This window comes from Salinicoccus sediminis (assembly GCF_000986795.1).
GTDB classification, from domain to species: domain Bacteria; phylum Bacillota; class Bacilli; order Staphylococcales; family Salinicoccaceae; genus Salinicoccus; species Salinicoccus sediminis.
On the sequence record NZ_LAYZ01000001.1, the window covers coordinates 152,842 to 169,616 of the forward strand.

The 16,775-nt window shown below is 51.0% G+C and carries 15 protein-coding genes; 12 read left to right on the forward strand and 3 right to left on the reverse strand.

Annotation, left to right across the window (positions count from 1 at the left end; translation table 11 throughout):
• From queA to WN59_RS00815, 12 genes are all read left to right on the forward strand, one after another.
• A complete protein-coding gene (queA, locus tag WN59_RS00760; protein WP_046511113.1) occupies nt 1–1,035 on the forward strand; it encodes a tRNA preQ1(34) S-adenosylmethionine ribosyltransferase-isomerase QueA in 1,035 nt (344 codons plus the stop codon).
• Nucleotides 1,032–2,180 (forward strand): tRNA guanosine(34) transglycosylase Tgt, encoded by a 1,149-nt coding sequence (tgt, locus tag WN59_RS00765; RefSeq protein ID WP_046511115.1) that lies wholly within the window; start codon nt 1,032–1,034, stop codon nt 2,178–2,180. The genes queA and tgt overlap by 4 nt, the downstream gene beginning before the upstream one ends.
• Before the next feature lie 21 nt (nt 2,181–2,201).
• Entirely contained in the window at nt 2,202–2,465 is a 264-nt protein-coding gene (gene yajC / locus WN59_RS00770; RefSeq protein ID WP_046511118.1) for a preprotein translocase subunit YajC, read from the forward strand.
• Nucleotides 2,466–2,551: 86 nt separating this feature from the next.
• Nucleotides 2,552–4,849 carry a protein translocase subunit SecDF gene (gene secDF / locus WN59_RS00775; RefSeq protein ID WP_046511121.1) on the forward strand — a complete coding sequence of 766 codons (2,298 nt, stop codon included), beginning with the start codon at nt 2,552–2,554 and terminating at the stop codon, nt 4,847–4,849.
• Between the two features lie 47 nt (nt 4,850–4,896).
• Nucleotides 4,897–7,140 (forward strand): single-stranded-DNA-specific exonuclease RecJ, encoded by a 2,244-nt coding sequence (recJ, locus tag WN59_RS00780; RefSeq protein WP_046511124.1) that lies wholly within the window; start codon nt 4,897–4,899, stop codon nt 7,138–7,140.
• 12 nt (nt 7,141–7,152) lie between these two features.
• Complete coding sequence (locus WN59_RS00785) at nt 7,153–7,671, forward strand: adenine phosphoribosyltransferase (protein WP_046511127.1); 519 nt, start codon at nt 7,153–7,155, stop codon at nt 7,669–7,671.
• 107 nt (nt 7,672–7,778) lie between these two features.
• Entirely contained in the window at nt 7,779–9,956 is a 2,178-nt protein-coding gene (locus WN59_RS00790; RefSeq protein WP_046511130.1) for a RelA/SpoT family protein, read from the forward strand.
• Nucleotides 9,957–9,965: 9 nt separating this feature from the next.
• The gene (gene dtd / locus WN59_RS00795) at nt 9,966–10,418 is read left to right on the forward strand and encodes a D-aminoacyl-tRNA deacylase (protein ID WP_046511133.1); all 453 of its coding nucleotides are present in this window, start codon (nt 9,966–9,968) and stop codon (nt 10,416–10,418) included.
• Complete coding sequence (locus tag WN59_RS00800) at nt 10,418–11,140, forward strand: N-acetylmuramoyl-L-alanine amidase family protein (protein WP_046511136.1); 723 nt, start codon at nt 10,418–10,420, stop codon at nt 11,138–11,140. Before dtd ends, WN59_RS00800 begins: the two co-directional genes overlap by 1 nt.
• Before the next feature lie 301 nt (nt 11,141–11,441).
• Nucleotides 11,442–12,704: a histidine--tRNA ligase gene (gene hisS, locus WN59_RS00805; protein ID WP_046511140.1), complete on the forward strand. Its 1,263-nt coding sequence runs from the start codon at nt 11,442–11,444 to the stop codon at nt 12,702–12,704.
• 2 nt (nt 12,705–12,706) lie between these two features.
• On the forward strand, nt 12,707–14,470 hold the full coding sequence (gene aspS / locus WN59_RS00810) for an aspartate--tRNA ligase (RefSeq protein ID WP_046511142.1): 1,764 nt from the start codon (nt 12,707–12,709) through the stop codon (nt 14,468–14,470).
• Between the two features lie 111 nt (nt 14,471–14,581).
• Entirely contained in the window at nt 14,582–15,310 is a 729-nt protein-coding gene (locus WN59_RS00815; RefSeq protein ID WP_046511145.1) for a metallophosphoesterase family protein, read from the forward strand.
• A 52-nt stretch (nt 15,311–15,362) separates the two neighbouring features.
• On the opposite strand, the gene WN59_RS00820 is transcribed toward WN59_RS00815, so the two are convergent.
• The 3 genes from WN59_RS00820 to WN59_RS00830 form a co-directional block, all read right to left on the reverse strand.
• A complete protein-coding gene (locus tag WN59_RS00820) occupies nt 15,363–15,734 on the reverse strand; it encodes a DUF4188 domain-containing protein (RefSeq protein WP_331386386.1) in 372 nt (123 codons plus the stop codon).
• Between the two features lie 120 nt (nt 15,735–15,854).
• Nucleotides 15,855–16,316: a DUF3021 domain-containing protein gene (locus WN59_RS00825; protein ID WP_046511148.1), complete on the reverse strand. Its 462-nt coding sequence runs from the start codon at nt 16,314–16,316 to the stop codon at nt 15,855–15,857.
• A complete protein-coding gene (locus tag WN59_RS00830; RefSeq protein WP_046511151.1) occupies nt 16,313–16,753 on the reverse strand; it encodes a LytTR family DNA-binding domain-containing protein in 441 nt (146 codons plus the stop codon). The genes WN59_RS00825 and WN59_RS00830 overlap by 4 nt, the downstream gene beginning before the upstream one ends.
• Between the last annotated feature and the right edge of the window lie 22 nt (nt 16,754–16,775).

The following is a 16,775-nucleotide window of genomic DNA, read 5'->3' on the forward strand; positions in this document are numbered from 1 at the left end:
TTGAAACTCGATGAATTTGATTTTGATCTGCCGGAATCATTGATTGCACAGACGCCGCTCTCCGACCGTTCGGGCAGCAGGCTCCTCGCTTTGGACAAAACGGACGGCAGCATAGAAGACAGGCATTTCACTGATATCACCGACTATCTTGAAGCCGGTGATACGCTTGTCCTGAACGATACCAGGGTGCTCCCGGCCAGACTTTACGGCGTGAAGGCAAAAACCGGTGCGAAGATAGAAATGCTCATGCTGAAGCCGATCGAGAACGGCTACGAAGTGCTGATCAAGCCGGCAAAACGCGTGAAGCCGGGCACGGAGATCGTGTTTGGCGAAGGACTGCTCAGGGCGGTCTGCACGGATGTTTTCGACGAGGGCATCCGCCATGTCGAACTGATCTATGACGGTGTACTCGAAACTGTGCTTGATGCGCTCGGTGAGATGCCCCTGCCGCCCTACATCAAGGAGACCCTTGATGACAAAGAGAGATACCAGACGGTATATGCGAAAAACAGCGGGTCCGCGGCAGCGCCGACTGCCGGACTGCACTTTACAGAAGCACTTCTTGAGGAGATTGAAGCAGAGGGCATCAATATCGCCACGATTACACTGCATGTCGGCCTTGGTACATTCCGGCCGGTCAGTGCAGATGATATCGAGGACCATAAGATGCATTCCGAGTTCTACATCATGAATGAGGAGACGGCTGATCTGCTCAATAAAACCCGCGAAAGCGGCAAAAAGATAATCAGCGTCGGTACGACAAGCACAAGGACACTCGAGACCATCATGCGGGATCACGGTGTGTTCACTGCTGCCAGCGGATTCACGGATATCTTCATATATCCCGGTTTCGACTACAGGGCAATCGATGCGCTGATTACGAATTTCCATCTGCCGAAATCGTCCCTGATGATGCTGGTCAGCGCCTTCTCAGGGCGCGACATGATCATGGGTGCGTACCGCCACGCGGTGGAGGCGGAATACAGGTTCTTCAGTTTCGGCGATGCGATGATTATTTATGAAGGGGATAAATGATGGCAATCAGATATGAACATATAAAAACATGCAAACAGACAGGGGCGCGGCTAGGCAGGCTGCATACACCGCACGGCACAATCGATACCCCGATCTTCATGCCGGTCGGCACACTGGCCACCGTCAAGACGATGACGCCGGAAGAGCTCGCTGACATCGGCAGCCAGATCATCCTAAGCAATACGTACCATCTGTGGCTGAGGCCCGGCAGCGATATTGTCGCCGAAGCGGGCGGCCTTCACAAATTCATGAATTGGGACCGGCCGATCCTGACGGACTCCGGCGGCTTCCAGGTATTCAGCCTGAGCGACAGGCGGCAGATCGAGGAGGCGGGTGTGCATTTCAGAAGCCACCTGGACGGCTCCAAACTGTTCCTGAGCCCCGAAGGGGCGATGGACATCCAGCATGACCTCGGTTCTGACATCATGATGTCGTTCGATGAATGCCCGCCGCATCCTGCGGAGCACAAATATGTGAAGGATTCGATAGAGCGTACGACCAGATGGGCGGAGCGCGGGCTCGATCATCACATAAAAAGCGGCAGGGACAAAACCCAGGCGCTTTTCGGAATCGTACAGGGCGGAGAATACAGCGACCTGCGCGCACAGAGCGCGAAGGACCTGGTTTCCATGGACTTCCCGGGCTATTCGATCGGCGGGCTGTCTGTCGGTGAACCGAAGCCGATCATGTACCGTGTGCTTGAAGAGACGGTTCCGCACCTTCCGGAGGACAAGCCGAGATACCTGATGGGGGTCGGCTCTCCCGACGCGCTGATCGAAGGCGTGATACGCGGCGTCGACATGTTCGACTGTGTACTGCCGACACGCATTGCGAGAAACGGTACGACAATGACTTCAAAAGGCCGTGTCGTCGTCAAGAAGAAAATGTATGAGCGGGATTTTACGCCGCTTGATGAGCAGTGCGACTGCTACACCTGCAGAAATTATACGAAAGCGTATTTGCGCCATCTTTTCAAAACAGACGAAATTCTCGGTTTGAGACTTACTACTTACCATAACCTTTATTTTCTGTTAAAATTGATGGAAGATGTTCGAAGTGCGATTTTAAATGATAATCTTATGGATTTTAAAGAAGCGTTTTTCGAATCTTATGGATTGAATGTTGAAAATCCGAAAAATTTCTAGTCAAGAGGAGAGATTTAGCAGATGGAATTTTTCATGGCCATCCTGCCGTTCCTGGTACTCATCCTGGTAATGTATTTCCTGATGATCCGTCCGGCACAGAAGAAACAGAAAGAAGTACAGAACATGCAGAACGATCTGCAAAAAGGCGACAAGATCATTACAATCGGCGGTATGCACGGTGAGGTTGAATCATTCGATCAGAAGCATATGTATGTCCGCACAGAAGACGCAGGCGGTGCAGTGCTCAAGTTTGACCGTGTGGCGCTCAAGGAAATTGTAAAATAAATGCCGGGAGCTGACAGAATATTGTCAGCTTTTTTTGGTTTCACTTTAAGTGTACAACAGGTATAATTGACACGTTGGTGAATCGTATGAACAGGGGTGTAACATTGAAAACAAAATTTAGCAGAATAATAGCATCACTCATGATTGTCGTCATCCTTTTTGCGGTAATCGGTCTTACTTTGAAAGACGTCGTGAAAGATGTGAATCTCGGACTCGATCTGCAGGGCGGTTTCGAAGTCCTCTATGAGGTGAACCCGCTTGATGAAGGGGATGAGATTGATGAAACCGCAGTCAAGAGTACTGCCAGCACACTTGAATCGAGGGTGAACGTGCTGGGTGTCTCTGAACCCAACATCTCCGTAGAGGGTGACAACCGGATACGCGTACAGCTCGCAGGTGTCGATGATCAGCAGGAAGCACGGGAAATGCTGAGCACCCAGGCTGAACTTACCATCCGTGATGTCGATGATAACGTGCTGCTGTCCGGTGCGGACCTGGTGCAGGGCGGGGCGAGCCAGAACTTTGATGAAACCGGCAATCCGATGGTTTCACTTGAACTTAAAGATCCGGATCAGTTCCGGCAGATAACGGAAGATATTTCGCAAAAGCCGCAGGGTGAGAACCTGATGGTCATCTGGATGGACTTTGAGGAAGGCGAAGACAGTTTCGCCGAAGAGGCCCAGAAGGAAAATCCTAAATTCGTCTCTGCACCGAGTGTGTCCGGCCCGATCAATTCATCGGAAGTCATGATCTCGGGCGGATTTTCCGGTGAAGAGGGGCTGGAGCGGGCGCAGAACATCTCCGCCCTCCTGAATGCCGGCTCACTGCCGGTGGAACTGGAGGAAATATATTCAAACTCTGTCGGCGCCCAATTCGGTGAACAGGCACTGGATGAAACGGTGACGGCCGGACTGATCGGCGTGGCGCTTGTATTCATCTTCATGATCGCCTTCTACCGCCTGCCCGGCCTGGTGGCGGCTGTGACACTCGCTGTCTATATATATCTGACGATACTCGGATTCAATACGATCAGCGGCGTGCTTACACTGCCGGGTATTGCGGCACTGATCCTCGGGGTCGGCATGGCGGTCGATGCGAACATCATCATGTATGAGCGGATCAAGGATGAACTGCGCATCGGACGCAATCTCAAGGCCGCCTATAAAAAGGCAAGCGCCCAGTCGCTCTGGACCATCGTCGATGCCAATCTGACGACGCTGATCGCCGGGGTGGCGCTGTTCATCTTCGGTACGAGCAGTGTCAAAGGCTTTGCGACGATGCTCCTTCTGTCCATACTCATGAGTTTCTTCACAGCGGTCTTCCTGACAAGGATCCTGCTTTCGCTGCTTGTGAAATCAGGGTACTTCAACAGGAAACTCAGCTGGTTCGGCATCAGGGACAGAACTCGGCACGACATTAACGAAGGCAAGGAGATCGAAGACCTGTCCACGCCGTGGGACCGCTTCGACTTCATAAAACACTATAGGAAATTCTTTGCTGCAAGCATTGCAATGATCATTGCCGGTGCTGCTGTACTGGCCATCTTCAGGCTGAATCTCGGCATCGACTTTACGAGCGGTACGCGGGCGGATATCACAACAGACGGTTCCGCCACAGTGGAGCAGGTGGAACAGGAGCTTGAAGAGATGGACATTCCGCCGACCAGCATAACGACTTCCGGCGAAGACAGCTTCACTGCAAGGTATAATACCGACCTGTCGCAGGATCAGGTGACAGGTATGCAGGAAAGGTTCTCTGAACTTTACGGCGCCGATCCGATGATCAGCACCGTGAGTCCGGTCATCGGTCAGGAACTCGCACAGAATGCGATGTTTGCACTAGCCCTGGCGGCAGTCGGCATCATCCTCTATGCATCCATCCGGTTCGAATGGCGGATGGCGCTGCCAGCGGTGCTGGCATTGCTGCATGATGCATTCATCATGATTGCGGTGTTCTCGATATTCCGCCTTGAGGTGGATGTCACATTCATTGCGGCAGTGCTGACCATAGTCGGCTATTCGATCAATGATACAATCGTTACTTTCGACCGCATCCGGGAGAATCTGCGCAAAGTCAAAGTCATTGAGTCGGAGGATGAAATCGACATGCTCATCAACCGTTCGATGAGACAGACATTGACCAGGTCCATAAATACGGTGCTCACGGTCATAATCGTCGTCGTGTTCCTTGTATTGTTCGGTAGCACAGCGATACTGAACTTCTCAATTGCGCTGCTAGTCGGACTCATCAGCGGTGTTTATTCGTCAATGTTCATAGCGATCCAGCTGTGGGGCATTTTGAAAAAACGCCAGCTCCGTAAAAATGACGGCAGACTTGTGGTCTATGAAGAGAAGAAGAAAGATGAGGAAAAAATTCTGGTATAAATACTGCGCCCGGGGAAACCCGGGCGTTTTCATAAGGTGGTAAAGTCATGTATCAGTCAAAATATGAATGGAAAGTCCGCAAAAAGACGGCGGATATGGAAGAATCCGCCGTCCAGGATTTCAAACTGAACAAACTGGAACAGACGGTTTTGGAAAACAGGGGTTATACAAGTGCGGAAGACCTGGGCAGCATCTTCCATCCGGAAACATATGATCCCTCGCTGGTACGGGGGATGGGTGAGGCCAAAGTACGTGTGGAGAAAGCAATAACGGATGATGAAAGCATCCTGATCTACGGCGATTTCGACGCCGACGGCATAACGAGCACCGTGCTGCTGTCGAATGCACTCCGCCGCAGGACGGGGAACGTCGAATACATCATCCCGGACCGCATCACAGACGGCTACGGCCCGAACCGTGCCATTTTCGAAGAGGTCGTCGTCGGGCAGTTCGATCTCGTCATCACCGTCGATAATGGAATTTCCGGTAATGAGGAGATTGCATTCCTCGTGGAGCAGGGGGTGGATGTGATCGTTGTCGACCACCACTCCTTCGGCGAGAACATCCCGGATGTGACCATCATCCATCCCGATCATCCGGACGGCGCGTATCCGTGCAGGGACCTTGCGGGTGTCGGAATCACCTACAAGCTTGTCCAGGCGCTCGGCCTTGACACGCCGGAAGATCTTGCGCTTGTTGCAATCGGCACGGTGGCCGATCTAGTGCCGATGATCGACGAAAACAAAAAGCTCGTCACAGACGGCCTCGGCATACTGAATGACAGACCGCCGCTCGGTGTGAAATCACTGCTCCGTGCGGCCGGACATGACGGGCTGGTCGATGAAGATACGATCGGGTTCACTCTCGCCCCCCGCCTGAACGCCACTGGCAGGCTTGGCGAGGCGTCCCTGGGTGTGGAACTGCTGATGGAGGAGGATCCGGATGCGGCCTATGAGCTGTCCATGGCGGTGGAACGGATGAACCAGGAGCGCAAGCAGATTGTGGAGGAGATCCACACAGAAGCGGCAGGAATGGTGGATGGCACGAAGCAGATCAACATCGTCTGCCGGGACGGGTGGCACCCCGGCGTCATCGGCATCGTCGCTTCGAGGCTCGTCGATCAGTTCGGCAAGCCTGCCATCGTGTTCACACAGGACGGGGACATCTTCCGCGGGTCCGCACGCTCGATAGAAGGTGTCGACCTCCACAGTGTCCTGAAGGAGCATTCCCGGCATCATTCAAGCTACGGCGGACACTCCCAGGCACTCGGCATCGAAGTGGCGGCCGGTTCGATGGAATCTTTCAAAGAGGAACTGGAAACCTATTTTGAATCACTCGGCCTTGACCACCGTCCGGTCAGACACATCGACTACCAGTTGAAACCGGGCAATATGACAATGAAGGAATTCGAACGCTTTGAACGGCTGAAGCCTTTCGGCCAGGCTTTCAAATCACCAGTTTTCATGGTCAATAATGCGAAGATCGGCATGATCCGGCAGGTCGGCAAGGACAAGACACACATCAAAATCACGATCCCTGAAATCGAACTTGATGTCATCGGCTTCAATTTCGGCCATCTCGCGCGCGAAGTGGGGAACGGCGATACAATCAGCCTCATCGGTACAGTGAACATCAATGAATTCAATCAGAAACGCACGCTTCAGATGGTGCTGATGGACGCCGCTGTCGACACGGTACAGCTCATGGACATGAGGAGCAGGACAGATCAGCAGTTTGATATGATAACACAGGATGACTGCTTCCTGATCGGCGAAGGCAGGGAGAAGAAAGGACCGAACTATTACCATTACGGCGAGCGGCTGCCGTTTGTCACCGGCAGTGTGGTGCTCCGTGACCTGCCCGACAGCCTGGACAACCTGACATACTCGCTGAATGACATACATGTTTCCAAGATGATACTGATTTTCCACAGCAACAGGGAGCTCTTCTTCAGTGGAATACCCGGAAGGGAAGACATAGCAAAACTTCAGGAAGTCATTCAGGGCGCGGAGGACGGTTCGATCGACCTTGCCAGACACGCACCGCCCCTGTCCAAAAAATTGGGCGTAACGATGACTTTTCTCAAAATGATGACAGATATCATGGAAGATTTGAAGATAATCGAGCTGAAAAATGGTATAGTATATAAGGGAAATGCCGATATGGATTGGAACATCAATGAATCGGCACATTTCAGACTGCTGAACAGCCGCATGGAAGCTGAAACGCGTCTGAAGATGTCTTCGACAAATGAACTTAAACAGTATGTCAGAACATTAATATCGAATTGAGTGGGTGTTATAATGGATTTGAAGAAATATGTATCAGAAGTTCCGGACTGGCCCAAAAAGGGCGTAAGCTTCAAGGATATCACGACGATCATGGACAACGGTGAAGCGTACGGCTATGCAACGGATCAGATTGTGGAATATGCCAGGGAGAAGGAAGTCGACATCGTCGTCGGTCCTGAAGCGAGAGGGTTCATCATCGGCTGCCCGGTTGCCTACAGCATGGGAATCGGTTTTGCTCCGGTCAGAAAAGAGGGCAAGCTGCCGCGGGAAGTGATCCGCTACGAGTATGACCTGGAATACGGTTCGAATGTACTGACGATGCACAGCGACGCGATCAAATCCGGCCAGAGAGTATTGATTACAGATGACCTCCTTGCCACAGGCGGTACGATCGAAGCCACCATCAAGCTGATCGAATCACTCGGCGGTGTGGTGGCGGGAATCGCATTCCTGATCGAACTCAGATATCTGGAAGGCAGGAAACGCCTTGAAGGATATGATACAATTTCCTTATTAACCTATGACGAGTAGTATCAAAAGTCTGTGAAAGCAGGCTTTTTTTGGTCATTTATTTATTTGAATCCTGTTTTATAGTATGATGATTCTAACTATTTCTTTCTGGAGAGGACGGTGAGGTCATGAATAAGGAATACCCATACACCAAAGATGATGTCATCTCCATGTGCGCAGGCTACATGGAGGAGCGGGACATCGCTATGGTGAAAAAAGCATATGCACTGGCCCATGAAGCACACGAAGGGCAATACCGCAAAAATGGCCTTCCGTACATCCTCCATCCCGTGCAGGTGGCCGGCATACTTGCGGAACTCAAACTGGACGGGCCGACAATCATCGCAGGCTTCCTGCATGACGTCGTTGAAGATACACCGTATACTTTCGAGGATCTCGAGGAGATGTTCAATGAGGAAGTGGCAGTGATTGTCGACGGTGTGACGAAGCTTGAAAAAGTCAAATACCGGTCCAGACAGGAGGAACAGGCGGAAAACCACCGCAAACTGTTCGTGGCGATCGCAAAGGACATCCGGGTGATACTCGTGAAACTTGCCGACAGGCTGCATAATATGCGGACATTGAAGGCGATGCCTGAAGCCAAGCAGATCAGGACCTCCCGGGAGACACTCGAAATATACGCACCGCTTGCGCACCGCCTCGGTATTTCAAGCATCAAGTGGGAGCTTGAGGATACTGCGCTCAGATATATCGAGCCGCAGCAGTATTTCAAGATCGTCAGCATGATGAAGAAGAAGCGCAGCGAGCGGGAGAGCGTCATCAACAGTGCAATCGGCCGCATCGAAACCGAAATGGGAAAGACGGGGCTCGAAGGGCAGCTGTCTGGACGGCCGAAGCACACCTACAGCATCTACAAGAAGATGAAGAAACAGCATAAGCAGTTCGATCAGATATTCGACCTGCTCGCCATCCGGGTGCTGGTATCAAGCATCAGGGACTGCTATGCGATACTCGGTGTCATCCATACGATATGGAAACCGATGCCGGGGCGCTTCAAGGATTACATCGCCATGCCGAAGCCGAACATGTACCAGTCCCTCCATACGACGGTGGTCGGTCCGAACGGCGATCCGCTTGAAATCCAGATCCGCACCTATGATATGCATGAAATTGCCGAGAACGGAGTGGCCGCCCACTGGGCCTACAAGGAAGGCCGGGAACTCAAGGAAGCACCGTCCCTTGCCAACCGGATCCACTGGTTCAAGGACCTTGTCGACCAGGAGACATCCTCGCCGGACGCCGAAGAGTTCATGGAGGCCCTGAAAACGGACCTTCTGAGCGACAAAGTATACGTCTTTACACCGAACGGCGACGTCGTCGAGCTGCCGCAGGGCGCAGTGCCGATCGACTTTGCCTATCAGGTGCATACGGAAGTCGGCAACAAGATGATCGGTGCGAAAGTCAACGGCAAGATAGTGCCGATCGACTATGAACTCTCCACCGGTGAAATCATTGAAATCCGCACGAGCAAGCAGTCTTACGGGCCGAGCATGGACTGGCTGAAGCTCGTCAAATCCTCAAGTGCCAAAAACAAGATCAGGGCCTTCTTCAAAAAGCAGGACCGGGCAAGCAATATAGAAAAGGGCCGGTTTGCCGTGGAACACGAGATCAAGAACCGGGAATACAAACCGGATGATGTACTGAAGGACCAGTATATAGAACCTGTTCTCGACCGCTACAATCTGTCGAGTGAGGACGATCTCTTTGCAATGGTCGGCTTCGGCGGTGTGACGGCGCAGCAGGTGACAAACCGGCTGATGGAGAAGTTCAAAGTCACAGAGGATAAGTCCAACCAGGTCGAGGAGATCGACCGGACGCATCACTACAAGGAAGTATCGACAGAGTCGGGTGTCTATGTCGAAGGCATGGACAACATGCTGATCAACCTGTCGAAATGCTGCAACCCGATTCCGGGTGATGATATCACCGGCTATATTACAAAAGGGCATGGTGTGAAAGTCCATGTCTCGACCTGTCCGAACATCAAAAATGAGACAGAGCGGATCATTGATGTCGAATGGGTGCGGAATAAGGACCGGGACCGCAAATACCAGGCCGATCTTGAAATCACCGGCTATGACAGACAGGGCCTGGTCAACGAAGTGCTGAACGTCATCGCCAGCACGAAGTTCCCCATCACGCGGGTGAACGGCAGGGCGGACGTCGACAAGCATGCAAAAATCAGCCTGTCGGTCATGGTGCAGAATGTCGCCGACCTGTACAGGATTGTCGACAAGATAAAACAGCTGCCTGATATATACAGCGTAGAACGCGTTTTCAAATGAGGTGAAAAAATGAGAGTGGTACTGCAAAGAGTTTCCAGTTCAACAGTGATCAGCAATGAATTCTTCAATGAGATCGGCAAAGGCTACTGCCTTCTAGTCGGAGTTTCCAATGAAGATACAGAAGCGGATGCTATCAAACTGGCCGAAAAGATTGCCGCCAGCAGGAACTTCGAGGACAAGGACGGCAAGATCAATCTGTCCATCAAGGATGTCGGCGGTGAAATACTGAGCATCTCCCAATTCACGCTTTATGCCGATACCAGAAAAGGCAACCGGCCGAGCTTTACCAGAGCCGCCGGCAGGGAGCATGCGGACAAGCTGTATAAATTATTCAATGAGACCCTTCAATCATATGACCTCACTGTCAAGACAGGCTTCTTTGGTGAAATGATGAATGTCAACATCAACAATGACGGCCCGATTACGATCCTCTACGAATCCGAAGGCGGAAAAGTCAAGTGATGGAAAGGGTTAAGCAGCTGTTCGGCAGGGCTGTACGGGGGATCCTCAATTTCCTGAGGTACAAGAAACACATATACTTACCCCCGGGTTTCTTTCTGATCCTGGCAGGCATAGTCATCGGCGCTGCCGTCTTCATCTACAGTAAATTCATAGAAGAGGATTATGCGCCGGTGGAAATGGAATTTGAAACAACATCCTATGATCTAAGCGGACAGACGATCGTGCTTGATCCCGGACACGGAGGAAAGGATCCCGGTGCGACCAGCGCCTCCAACATCAACGAAGCCCAGATTGTCTACAATATCGCTGACAAACTGCGCGAGAGGCTGGAGGAAAGCGGTGCTGAGGTGATCCTCACCCGTGAGGAAGGGGAGTTTGTGTCACTTGACGGACGTAAGCAGGACGGGGATCTCTTCATCAGTCTGCACAGTGATGCCATGGAAGATCCGGCCATCACGGGATTCACCACATATTATGCCTATCCGAATCAGAAAGAATTTGCCGAATCATTGAATGCATCACTTGATGAGTATTCGTATTTCCATAACAGGGGGAACCGTGAATACGGCTACCAGGTGATATGGCAGCTGGACTATCCCGCTGCGCTCATCGAACTCGGATATTTGAGCAACCGTTTCGACGATCATACGATCACCGATCCCTCCTACCAGGACCGGATGGCGGAAGCGATTATCGAGGGCATAGACAATTATTTGAATTGAATGCTTGACTTCATTGCCATAAATCAATATTATATAACTTAATCGAATGAATGAATTCAATCACCCGGAGAGGTGGCCGCACGATTGTACAGAGAGATCTGCCCAGGCTGGAAGCAGATTCGTCAGGCGGCCGTATACCGACACTCCGGCAGAATCCTGCAAACATGCAGGCGGTGGCAATCGTTAAAATGTAAGAGGGCTTATTCAAGCCGAATCAGGGTGGCAACGCGAGATGATCGTCCCTTATATCCGTCAGCGGATATAAGGGGCTTTTTTATATTTTAGATGAGGAGTGATCCAGATGATCCAGATTCCAAGAGGCACACAGGATATATTACCCAAAGACAGTCATAAATGGCAGTTCATAGAAGAGAGGCTGCACGCGATCGCTAAAAATTATAATTATAAAGAGATAAGGACACCGGCTTTCGAATCCACTGAACTTTTTGTCAGGGGCGTCGGCGGTTCGACGGATATCGTCAACAAAGAGATGTACACATTCAAGGACAAGGGCGACCGCAGCCTGACCCTCAAGCCGGAAGGGACGGCACCGGTCGTCAGGAGCTACATTGAGAATAAGATGCAGCATGATGTCGTGCAGCCGACGAAGGTTTATTATATGGACCCGATGTTCAGGTATGAGCGCAAGCAGAAAGGCCGCTACCGCCAGTTCGTCCAGTTCGGCATCGAAGCGATCGGTGTCGAGGATCCGCTGATCGATGTGGAAGTCCTCAGCATGCTGATGCACATCTATCAGTCATTCGGGCTCAAAGACTTGAAATTGTACATCAATTCGATCGGTGACCAGGACAGCCGTGCAGCGTATAACGAAGCGCTTGTGGATCACTTCAGGCCGTCCATCACCGAGTTCTGTACAGACTGCCAGGTAAGGATCGATACGAATCCGATGCGCATACTCGACTGCAAAAAGGACCGGGATCATGAGCTGATCAGGACGGCGCCGAGGATGTACGACTATCTGAACGAAGAATCGAAGGCGTATTTCGAGGAAGTGAAGTCGAATCTGGATGCGATCGGCATCGGCTATGAGATTGATTATAATCTGGTCCGCGGACTCGATTACTATACGCATACTGCATTCGAAGTGATGAGTGATGCGGAAGGTTTCGGTGCGATCACCACACTGTGCGGCGGCGGACGCTACAACGGGCTGCTTGAAATGCTCGACGGACCGCACGAAACGGGCATCGGCTTTGCACTCAGCATCGAACGTCTGCTTCTCGCCCTCGAGGCGGAGGGCATAGAGATTCCGGAGCCTGAGGGCATCGACCTCTACATCTGTGCCTTGGATGAAAAAGCGACGGAAAAAGCCAGCCACATCGTGCACACACTGCGTACGAAGGGCATCAGCTGTGATATCGACTACAAGCGGCGCAAGCTGAAGGCACAGATGAAGGATGCAGACAGGAAAGGGGCCGCCTACACGATCGTGCTTGGCGGGGAAGAACTGTCCACAGGGAATGTCGAACTGAAACATATGGGCTCGGGAGAATCCAAGACAGTTCATCTGGATGAGCTGCACACGCTACTGGAGGAGAAATAATCATGAGACATCATACAATTGAAGTGACAGAATCACAGACCGGCGAAACGGTAACATTAAAAGGATGGGTACAGAAACGCCGTGACCTCGGCGGGCTGATATTCATCGACCTGCGCGACCGTAAAGGCGTCATCCAGGTGGTATTCAATCCGGAAGTTTCCAAAGAGGCGCTGGAAACGGCAGAAAAAATCCGTTCCGAATATGTCATCGAAGTTTCCGGTGAAGTACTTAAGCGTGACCCTTCCCAGGTCAACGAAAACATCGCAACCGGGAAGATCGAAGTCCTTGCAGATGAAGTGACGGTACTCTCGAAAGCGGAGACGCCACCGTTCCAGATCCTTGACGACTCGATCGGGGAGGATGTCAGGCTCAAGTACCGCTATCTCGATCTAAGACGCAATAAGCTGCAGAATACTTTGAGGCTGCGCCATCAGATCAACAGGAGCGTAAGGGATTTCCTCGACAACGAGGAGTTCGTCGACATCGAAACGCCTGTGCTGTCAAAATCCACACCGGAGGGTGCACGTGATTATCTCGTGCCGTCCCGGGTACATGAAGGAGAGTTCTACGCACTGCCGCAGTCGCCGCAGATCTACAAACAGCTGCTGATGCTTTCCGGCATGGAAAAATACTATCAGATCGTCAAGTGTTTCCGTGACGAGGACCTGCGTGCAGACAGACAGCCGGAATTCACACAGATCGATATCGAGATGTCATTCATGGACCAGGAACAGATCATGGAACTCAATGAACGCCTGATCCGGCATCTGATGAAAACGGTAAAAGGCATCGATATCGAACTGCCGATTGCGCGGATGACTTACGAACAGGCGATGGCTGAGTACGGTATAGACAAACCGGATACACGCTTCGGACTGAAACTCAACGACCTGAGCGGATTCAGCAGGACGGTGGACTTCAAAGTATTCCGTTCCACAGTGGAGAACGGCGGCATGGTCAAGGCGATCGTCGTCAAGGGAGAGGCCGACAACTTCTCCAGAAAAGACATCGATAAGCTTGAAGCCTATGTGAAGACATACGGTGCCAAAGGTCTCGCATGGCTGAAAGTGAAGGACGGAGCACTGAACGGTCCGATTGCCAAGTTCTTCAGCGAAGACAACCAGAAGGAACTGTCAGAAACATTGAATCTGGAAGACGGAGATCTTATCCTGTTCGTTGCGGACAATGCAAAAGTCGTCCACGCTTCACTCGGCAACCTCCGTAATAAGCTGGCAAAAGATCTGGACCTTATCGAAGCGGATCAGTATAACTTCCTGTGGGTCACGGACTGGCCTCTGTTCGAGTATGATGAAGAGGCGGGCAGATACTTTGCCGCCCACCACCCGTTCACTTCCCCGAAAGCGGAGGATGTGGAACTGCTTGAAACAGAACCGGAAAAAGTGAAGGCCAATGCCTATGACATCGTGCTGAACGGCTACGAGCTTGGCGGCGGATCCATCCGTATCCATGACGCAGAAATGCAGCAGAAGATGTTCAAGGCACTCGGATTCACAGATGAGGAGCGCGACGAACAGTTCGGTTTCCTCATCGAGGCATTCAAGTACGGTGCGCCTCCGCACGGCGGAATCGCATACGGACTGGACCGTCTCGTCATGCTCCTTGCAGGGACGGACAACATCCGTGACGTCATCGCCTTCCCTAAAACGGCAAGTGCGGCGGACCTCATGATGAATGCGCCGTCAGAAGTGGCGAAGGCCCAGCTGAAGGAACTGCATATAGAAGTTGATACAGAAGACGAGGAATAAAATCCGGCGGGATGAGGGCTCACATTTGCCCTTATCCCGTTTTTATGTTTAAAACTGCCGTTTTGATACTATATATAACTATATAAATAATATTGAAGGTGGTGCAGTAAAGTGAAAATAGCATTCATATCCGATATACACGGCAACGCAACAGCCCTGGAAGCCGTGCTCGCTGACATTGATAAAAAGCAGGTGGACAGGATCGTCGTCATGGGAGACATTTCCTACCGCGGTCCGGAACCCAAAAAATCAATAGAACTCGTCAGGAGTCTCGATACTGATGTCATCAAAGGCAATGCAGACGAATGGCTCCACCGGGGCATAAAGGAAGGAGAAGTACCCGATCAGGCACTCACAACGATGAGGGAGGAACGGGAATGGACAGTAAAGCATCTTGCTGATGAAGACCTGGACTATCTCCGTGAACTTCCGGAGGAAGTGACAGTCGGACTGACGGACGATATTAAGATCCACTGCTTCCATGCCACACCGGACAGCCTGTTTGATGTTGTGAAGCCGACAGAATCAGATGAGGCACTGAATGACAGACTGATGCAGAACAATGAAGCGGACATCTATCTGTACGGCCATATACACCTGCCGTATATCAGGCACATCAATGGGAAATGCGTCGCAAACCTGGGCAGTGTCGGCCTGCCGTTTGACGGGCGCAGCCAGGCGTCATATCTGATTGCAGAAGGGGACGGCAGCCAGTTCAGTACAGCCATCCACCGCGTGCCATATGATGTCGGGAAAGTAAAGCAGCAGTTGGTCGACGGAGAGTATCCCAATCTGGATTTCCTGACAGATGTTTTAGAACACGGGGCTTTGCCGCGGTAGAAATAAGAGGGTTTGGCAGAAATATAATTACTGCCAAACCCTCTGTTACATACTATTCCGTGCCATCGGAGGCTCTTGCTTTTCTGCTCAGCCTCTGTCTGGCACTTTCAGTTCCCCTGGCGACCGGTTCATTGCCAAATGCTTTCCCCAGACCAAAGGCAGGCATATTGACATAGATCATTTCAGAACTGTTGGCAGGGATTCTATATGTCTCATGATAGAACCCCACAGCTGAATTATCCCTGACCCTTTTGTTGAACTTGCGCCAGGCCCTCAGATGATTCTGCATTCTGGCGTAATCAAACAGATCATCCGTGCTTTTCCAATATTGCAATGCAAGTGTCCTGCCGAATCCGAAAAACAACTCCCCTGAAAGATACCCGAGGTCTTTGTTGCGTTCAAGGTCGGCAATCATCGGCGGCATGGCAAGGACAACCGGCAGCCATTTGTGAACAGCCAGTTATTGATGTTCATACCAATGAGGAAGACGGTAACTTCCTCGTTCTGGTCTGCTGTATGTCGCCCCTTATATACTCCCATATCATCACTTCTCCTTTCCTTTGTTAAGTTTTTCATTAATATCATCGACGAGAGTTTTGTGCCTGGTTCTCGCAATCAGCCAGATGACAGTATAGATGATCACGAACAGGGTGATGAAAGTCACCAGCCCTTCGGCAGTGAAAGGGAACCATCCGGCGAGTATGGCCAGCGGGAAGAACACCAGCAGCATGAGTGAAAAATGTGTGACCGTAGACATCGTGACACTCATATCAGTGTGCGAGAAGATCATATCTCCAAGTGAGAATAATATCCCAATCATTCCCCAGATAGCGAGAACCACTATGAAGATTTGCAGGTCGTCCAGGTTTTGCGCATAGATCTCTCCCATCAGGGAGTGGGGATTCATGGGATAATACGTGCCCTCAGAAACGATAAACGAAAAGATCAATGAAATGATGATACCGATGAATATGCCCGTTTTAAACCCTTCGTACAATCTCTTCATAAGCTTAATCTCTCCTTTATGGTTTTTAAGTACCGCCTCGATGAATAAGTGAATTCACCATTTGTCATGTAGATTTTGATCTGTCCGGAAGGAGTCATGGACAAATGGTCCAGGAAGTGGATGTTCACGATTTCGGATTTTGATATTTTGATGAAATCCACCCCGGTAAGTTCTTCAACCTCATACAGACGCTTATCAATCGAGAAAGTATTTTCGGAAGTCTGCATCCTCATCACCTTATCTTCGATGAAAAAGCGATGGACATCTTTCAGACTGATGCGATAGATCGTTTCATCCTTCCTGCCGTTCAGAATATCAGCGGTATTAACCGCTTCGATGCACCGTATTATTTTTTCAATATCATCAGTCATTTCCGCTGACTTGATAGAAATGGTATCTTCAGTTATTGTCGGATTGATATCAAGTTTGATTTTCATAAAGACGACCTCCTTATGATCA

Coding starts and splice junctions, on each gene's coding strand:
- hisS (WP_046511140.1), top strand. CDS start 11,442: ATGATCCAGATTCCAAGAGGCACACAGGATATATTACCCAAAGACAGT.
- WN59_RS00830 (WP_046511151.1), bottom strand. CDS start 16,753: ATGAAAATCAAACTTGATATCAATCCGACAATAACTGAAGATACCATT.
- WN59_RS00820 (WP_331386386.1), bottom strand. CDS start 15,734: ATGCCGCCGATGATTGCCGACCTTGAACGCAACAAAGACCTCGGGTAT.
- WN59_RS00825 (WP_046511148.1), bottom strand. CDS start 16,316: ATGAAGAGATTGTACGAAGGGTTTAAAACGGGCATATTCATCGGTATC.
- recJ (WP_046511124.1), top strand. CDS start 4,897: ATGTATCAGTCAAAATATGAATGGAAAGTCCGCAAAAAGACGGCGGAT.
- secDF (WP_046511121.1), top strand. CDS start 2,552: ATGAACAGGGGTGTAACATTGAAAACAAAATTTAGCAGAATAATAGCA.
- dtd (WP_046511133.1), top strand. CDS start 9,966: ATGAGAGTGGTACTGCAAAGAGTTTCCAGTTCAACAGTGATCAGCAAT.
- tgt (WP_046511115.1), top strand. CDS start 1,032: ATGATGGCAATCAGATATGAACATATAAAAACATGCAAACAGACAGGG.
- yajC (WP_046511118.1), top strand. CDS start 2,202: ATGGAATTTTTCATGGCCATCCTGCCGTTCCTGGTACTCATCCTGGTA.
- WN59_RS00800 (WP_046511136.1), top strand. CDS start 10,418: ATGGAAAGGGTTAAGCAGCTGTTCGGCAGGGCTGTACGGGGGATCCTC.
- WN59_RS00790 (WP_046511130.1), top strand. CDS start 7,779: ATGAATAAGGAATACCCATACACCAAAGATGATGTCATCTCCATGTGC.
- WN59_RS00785 (WP_046511127.1), top strand. CDS start 7,153: ATGGATTTGAAGAAATATGTATCAGAAGTTCCGGACTGGCCCAAAAAG.
- aspS (WP_046511142.1), top strand. CDS start 12,707: ATGAGACATCATACAATTGAAGTGACAGAATCACAGACCGGCGAAACG.